The organism is Pseudomonas sp. AK-TSAG1-1, assembly GCF_056821665.1.
The window spans coordinates 5,593,760-5,600,000 of the sequence record NZ_CM165965.1; the positions used below are offsets into that span (position 1 = coordinate 5,593,760).

Here is a 6,241-nt window from a genome sequence, read left to right on the forward strand (position 1 = left end):
CCATTATGCCGGCCCGAAAAATACATTACAACCGCTTATTCGATGATTTTAGCTACGACGCCAGCGCCAACGGTACGACCGCCTTCACGGATAGCGAAACGCAGACCGTCTTCCATCGCGATGGTTTTGATCAGGGTAACAGTCATCTGAATGTTGTCACCTGGCATTACCATTTCAACGCCTTCTGGCAGCTCGCAGTTACCAGTCACGTCAGTAGTACGGAAGTAGAACTGTGGACGGTAGCCTTTGAAGAACGGAGTGTGACGGCCGCCTTCTTCCTTGCTCAGAACGTAAACTTCTGCGGTGAACTTGGTGTGCGGCTTAACCGAACCCGGCTTGACCAGAACCTGACCACGCTCAACGTCGTCACGCTTGGTACCACGCAGCAGAACGCCGCAGTTCTCGCCAGCACGACCTTCGTCGAGCAGCTTGCGGAACATTTCAACACCCGTGCAGGTGGAAACGGTAGTGTCACGCAGACCAACGATTTCCAGCGGATCCTGAACGCGAACGATACCGCGCTCGATACGACCAGTCACAACAGTACCGCGACCCGAGATCGAGAACACGTCTTCGATTGGCATCAGGAACGGCTTGTCGATCATACGAACTGGTTCTGGGATGTAGCTGTCCAGAGTTTCAACCAGCTTCTTGACGGCAGTGGTGCCCATCTCGTTGTCGTCTTTGCCTTCCAGCGCCATACGAGCCGAACCAATGATGATTGGAGTGTCATCGCCCGGGAAGTCGTAGGTGGACAGCAGGTCGCGAACTTCCATCTCAACCAGTTCCAGCAGCTCAGCGTCGTCTACCAGGTCAGCCTTGTTCAGGAAAACCACGATGTACGGAACGCCTACCTGACGGGACAGCAGGATGTGCTCACGGGTTTGCGGCATCGGACCATCAGCGGCCGAACAAACCAGAATAGCGCCGTCCATTTGAGCAGCACCGGTGATCATGTTCTTCACATAGTCAGCGTGACCTGGGCAGTCAACGTGAGCGTAGTGACGGATCAGCGAGTTGTACTCAACGTGTGCGGTGTTGATGGTGATACCGCGAGCTTTTTCTTCTGGAGCGCTGTCGATCTTGTCGAATTCAACTACGGCCGAACCGAAAACTTCGGAGCAAACGCGAGTCAGAGCAGCGGTCAGAGTGGTTTTACCGTGGTCAACGTGACCAATGGTCCCAACGTTGACGTGGGGCAGGGAACGATCAAATTTTTCCTTAGCCATCGATATCACCCTCAACAGAAGAAATTAGACAAACAATATCAGCCATTAAAACAAAGGCAGATATTTTCATATCTGCCTTGTTATATGGAGCTCTTGAGCGGATTTGAACCGCTGACCTCACCCTTACCAAGGGTGTGCTCTACCAACTGAGCTACAAGAGCGTAACACTTTGCACAACCTGCAAACTTGGAGCGGGTAGCGGGAATCGAACCCGCATCATCAGCTTGGAAGGCTGAGGTTCTACCACTAAACTATACCCGCGGAGCTTGCAGCTCACGCTAAAAATGGTGGAGGGGGAAGGATTCGAACCTTCGAAGTCGTAGACGTCAGATTTACAGTCTGATCCCTTTGGCCGCTCGGGAACCCCTCCTAAGCGAGCCGGCATTCTATACTATGCCGACCTTCTGTCAAGCATTTTCTCATTAAAAACCTGAGGTTAGCTGCGTTGACATCGCTCCGCTTTGACAACCTGTTTAGGTGTTCGCTGTGGAGCGGGCGCCATTCTATGCAAACTATTCCAACGGTGCAACCCCCTCGCACAGCATTATTTTATGTTTTAACTCATTGAATTCCTTGGAAAGGTTTTGCAACTGGGCATCCCCTAACAAACGCTGGCTTTCGGGCGCGATGCGCAGCCAGTAACCGGGCTCGGTGAGATCCTTTTGCGAAGGTTGAGCCCTTACGTTCATGGCTACTAGCCGCTGCTGCAGCGCAGAAATAGCCTCCTCTCGAGCCAAGCCACCCAAGAACAGGCAATCCTGCCCTGTGCGTCGTGCACCCTGCCCCACTCCGGATTCATCACTAGCCTCACTCAGCAAGCGAATGTCTTGCTGGGATCCACGGTACATGCTGAGTGGCGTGACATCTTTTGCTCGCAAGGGCGCTTCCTGCTGATGCCAGACGTAATAGAACACATTGAGAACAACCAGCAGCAGGAACAACCAACGCATACAAACCTCAAGATAAGGGACACGCCATCGCCAACCCCACAAAGACCAGATCCGGGACGACTCGGGCATCAGGCACGACATCCGCAACCAAACCTGCGTCGCCACCTGTAATAAAGACGGTAAAGCGCTCACCCCAATAGGATCGAGCCATTTCCATTTGGGTCAACACGAACCCCCTCAACATCAACGAGCACCCCCGCTCCACCGCCTCAACGGTGCTCCGCCCAGGAGCATGACTCGTCAGAGCCCGCTCGGCAGCCAAATCTCCATAACGGATATTCCGAGTATGTGTGCGAAGTTGATTTCGCATCAATGGCATCCCCGGACAAATGAATCCCCCCTGGTGCTCACCGTCGGCATTAATGAAGTCTGCCGTCACAGCAGTGCCGAAATCCAGAATCAGACAAGCACCTGCGGCCAGGTGGAAACCACCGAGCATTGCCAGCCAGCGATCCAGCCCCAGACGCTCATAGTCGTCATAGCCATTTTTGACACCGGACATTTCATTGGCCGGCTTCGCACACACTACAGAGAGGGCGAACGTCTGCTCAAGAATCCGAGTCAGAGCGGCAGTCTCCTCACTAGTTCTGACACTGACCAAGCGACAGTTACGTAGCGACAGGCCGCCCAATGCACAGAGACTATCCACCAGGGCCTGATCCGAGTCGACCACTCCTTCTGCGAAAAGACCTTCGGCGGCAGCATTCAATACCCGCCACTTGATGAAGCTGTTTCCACAGTCGAGCTCAAGAATCATCACGCAACCTCAGACTGAGCTCACCACCGCTAAATACTTTTTCCACGCCATCCACCTTCAGGCGCAGCGCACCTTGACTATCAATACCGAGCACCACGCCTTCTATATGATTAGCGCCGGCAATCAACGAAACCGAGCGACCTTGCCACATATGGTCCTTTTGCCACTCATCCTGGAGAGCTGAAAAGCCATCCACCTGATGGCGATGGATATAGCTGCGCAGTTGCTCGCTTAGCTCCGCCACCAATACATTACGATCACAGCTTTTGCCCGTCTCGAGTCGAATTGACGTCCATTGCTGATCGACCTCCTCAGCAACCTGCATATTCACGTTAATGCCTATCCCCAGCACCACGTGACAAACATCTGCTGGATCCCCTACGAGCTCCAGAAGAATACCGGCAATTTTCTTGTTTCCGACCAATACGTCGTTGGGCCACTTCAATCCAGCGCCAGACACTCCCAGCTTTCGCAAGGAATGCAGGACCGCCAGACCGACCACAAGACTCAGCCCCTCAAGCTGGCGCATGCCGCCTTCAATACGCAGGACCAAGCTGTAATAGAGATTTTCAGCAAAGGGACTTATCCACTTGCGCCCCCTGCGTCCTCGACCGGAAATTTGTCGCTCTGCCAAGACCAGGAACGGCGCCGTGCGACCTTGATTGATCGCGCGTAACGCTTCTCCATTGGTGGAGTCAATGGAGTCAAAGACTGTCATAGGCCAAACCGGGGCCAAGGCACCAATACTCAGAGGATCGAGTAGCGTCAGGGGAGCAGCCAGTTGGTAGCCTCGACCCCGGACCTTATTGATGGACAACCCTAGCTCAGCCTCAAGATGCTGAAGCTGCTTCCATACAGCACTTCGACTGATGCCCAGGGCAACCCCAAGAGCCTGACCAGAATGGAATCGACCATCCTTTAAAAGATTCAACAACGTCAGCATGCAGGTCTCGCCTCACAATGAGGCCCGAATAATAGCCATGAGGCGGCCGATTGCATAGAAATCAAGCAAACCACTTTCCTGCGGGCAAAACAAAACCCCAACTGCTTTCGCAATTGGGGTTTCGGAATTTAATCTTGACGATGACCTACTCTCACATGGGGAAACCCCACACTACCATCGGCGATGCATCGTTTCACTTCTGAGTTCGGGATGGGATCAGGTGGTTCCAACGCTCTATGGTCGTCAAGAAATTCGGTGTGCCGACTCGTCTTTCGACGCTTCAGCAAATTGGGTATGCGATAGTTTGTGTGTTTCTCTCGAACTTTCGGTTCGTTTCGTCTTCACACACCGCAATCTGGTGACCTTTCGCTTTTCAGCTCAAAGCCTGCAAATTGCTTGGGTGTTATATGGTCAAGCCTCACGGGCAATTAGTATTGGTTAGCTCAACGCCTCACAGCGCTTACACACCCAACCTATCAACGTCGTAGTCTTCGACGGCCCTTCAGGGAACTCAAGGTTCCAGTGAGATCTCATCTTGAGGCAAGTTTCCCGCTTAGATGCTTTCAGCGGTTATCTTTCCCGAACATAGCTACCCGGCAATGCCACTGGCGTGACAACCGGAACACCAGAGGTTCGTCCACTCCGGTCCTCTCGTACTAGGAGCAGCCCCTCTCAAATCTCAAACGTCCACGGCAGATAGGGACCGAACTGTCTCACGACGTTCTAAACCCAGCTCGCGTACCACTTTAAATGGCGAACAGCCATACCCTTGGGACCGGCTTCAGCCCCAGGATGTGATGAGCCGACATCGAGGTGCCAAACACCGCCGTCGATATGAACTCTTGGGCGGTATCAGCCTGTTATCCCCGGAGTACCTTTTATCCGTTGAGCGATGGCCCTTCCATACAGAACCACCGGATCACTAAGACCTACTTTCGTACCTGCTCGACGTGTCTGTCTCGCAGTCAAGCGCGCTTTTGCCTTTATACTCTACGACCGATTTCCGACCGGTCTGAGCGCACCTTCGTACTCCTCCGTTACTCTTTAGGAGGAGACCGCCCCAGTCAAACTACCCACCATACACTGTCCTCGATCCGGATAACGGACCTGAGTTAGAACCTCAAAGTTGCCAGGGTGGTATTTCAAGGATGGCTCCACGCGAACTGGCGTCCACGCTTCAAAGCCTCCCACCTATCCTACACAAGCAAATTCAAAGTCCAGTGCAAAGCTATAGTAAAGGTTCACGGGGTCTTTCCGTCTAGCCGCGGATACACTGCATCTTCACAGCGATTTCAATTTCACTGAGTCTCGGGTGGAGACAGCGCCGCCATCGTTACGCCATTCGTGCAGGTCGGAACTTACCCGACAAGGAATTTCGCTACCTTAGGACCGTTATAGTTACGGCCGCCGTTTACCGGGGCTTCGATCAAGAGCTTCGCGTTAGCTAACCCCATCAATTAACCTTCCGGCACCGGGCAGGCGTCACACCCTATACGTCCACTTTCGTGTTTGCAGAGTGCTGTGTTTTTAATAAACAGTCGCAGCGGCCTGGTATCTTCGACCGGCATGAGCTTACGGAGCAAGTCCTTCACCCTCACCGGCGCACCTTCTCCCGAAGTTACGGTGCCATTTTGCCTAGTTCCTTCACCCGAGTTCTCTCAAGCGCCTTGGTATTCTCTACCCAACCACCTGTGTCGGTTTGGGGTACGGTTCCTGGTTACCTGAAGCTTAGAAGCTTTTCTTGGAAGCATGGCATCAACCACTTCGTCACCCAAAGGGTAACTCGTCATCAGCTCTCGGCCTTAAGATCCCGGATTTACCTAAGATCTCAGCCTACCACCTTAAACTTGGACAACCAACGCCAAGCTGGCCTAGCCTTCTCCGTCCCTCCATCGCAATAACCAGAAGTACAGGAATATTAACCTGTTTTCCATCGACTACGCTTTTCAGCCTCGCCTTAGGGACCGACTAACCCTGCGTCGATTAACGTTGCGCAGGAAACCTTGGTCTTTCGGCGTGGGTGTTTTTCACACCCATTGTCGTTACTCATGTCAGCATTCGCACTTCTGATACCTCCAGCAAGCTTCTCAACTCACCTTCACAGGCTTACAGAACGCTCCTCTACCGCATCACTTGCGTGATACCCGTAGCTTCGGTGTATGGTTTGAGCCCCGTTACATCTTCCGCGCAGGCCGACTCGACTAGTGAGCTATTACGCTTTCTTTAAAGGGTGGCTGCTTCTAAGCCAACCTCCTAGCTGTCTAAGCCTTCCCACATCGTTTCCCACTTAACCATAACTTTGGGACCTTAGCTGACGGTCTGGGTTGTTTCCCTTTTCACGACGGACGTTAGCACCCGCCGT

4 protein-coding genes, 3 tRNA genes and 2 rRNA genes (1 of these 9 only partly in view) are annotated in these 6,241 nt (G+C 53.1%); all 9 read right to left on the reverse strand.

Annotated features, from left to right (window positions below):
• Positions 1–35: 35 nt before the first annotated feature.
• Complete coding sequence (gene tuf, locus AC1UK9_RS25390) at positions 36–1,229, reverse strand: elongation factor Tu (protein WP_038362141.1); 1,194 nt, start codon at positions 1,227–1,229, stop codon at positions 36–38.
• Positions 1,230–1,314: 85 nt separating this feature from the next.
• Positions 1,315–1,390: transfer RNA gene (locus AC1UK9_RS25395), tRNA-Thr, on the reverse strand.
• 26 nt (positions 1,391–1,416) lie between these two features.
• Positions 1,417–1,490 (reverse strand) — tRNA-Gly (locus AC1UK9_RS25400).
• 24 nt (positions 1,491–1,514) lie between these two features.
• Positions 1,515–1,599 (reverse strand) — tRNA-Tyr (locus AC1UK9_RS25405).
• A 142-nt stretch (positions 1,600–1,741) separates the two neighbouring features.
• Positions 1,742–2,179, reverse strand: a complete 438-nt coding sequence (locus AC1UK9_RS25410; RefSeq protein WP_025113568.1) for a hypothetical protein — start codon at positions 2,177–2,179, stop codon at positions 1,742–1,744.
• Positions 2,180–2,186: 7 nt separating this feature from the next.
• Positions 2,187–2,936, reverse strand: a complete 750-nt coding sequence (locus tag AC1UK9_RS25415) for a pantothenate kinase (protein WP_473013720.1) — start codon at positions 2,934–2,936, stop codon at positions 2,187–2,189.
• Complete coding sequence (gene birA / locus AC1UK9_RS25420; protein ID WP_473013721.1) at positions 2,926–3,879, reverse strand: bifunctional biotin--[acetyl-CoA-carboxylase] ligase/biotin operon repressor BirA; 954 nt, start codon at positions 3,877–3,879, stop codon at positions 2,926–2,928. The genes AC1UK9_RS25415 and birA overlap by 11 nt, the downstream gene beginning before the upstream one ends.
• Before the next feature lie 132 nt (positions 3,880–4,011).
• Positions 4,012–4,127 (reverse strand): 5S ribosomal RNA (rrf, locus tag AC1UK9_RS25425).
• Between the two features lie 159 nt (positions 4,128–4,286).
• Positions 4,287–6,241: ribosomal RNA gene (locus AC1UK9_RS25430) — 23S ribosomal RNA — on the reverse strand; it runs 937 nt beyond the window's last position.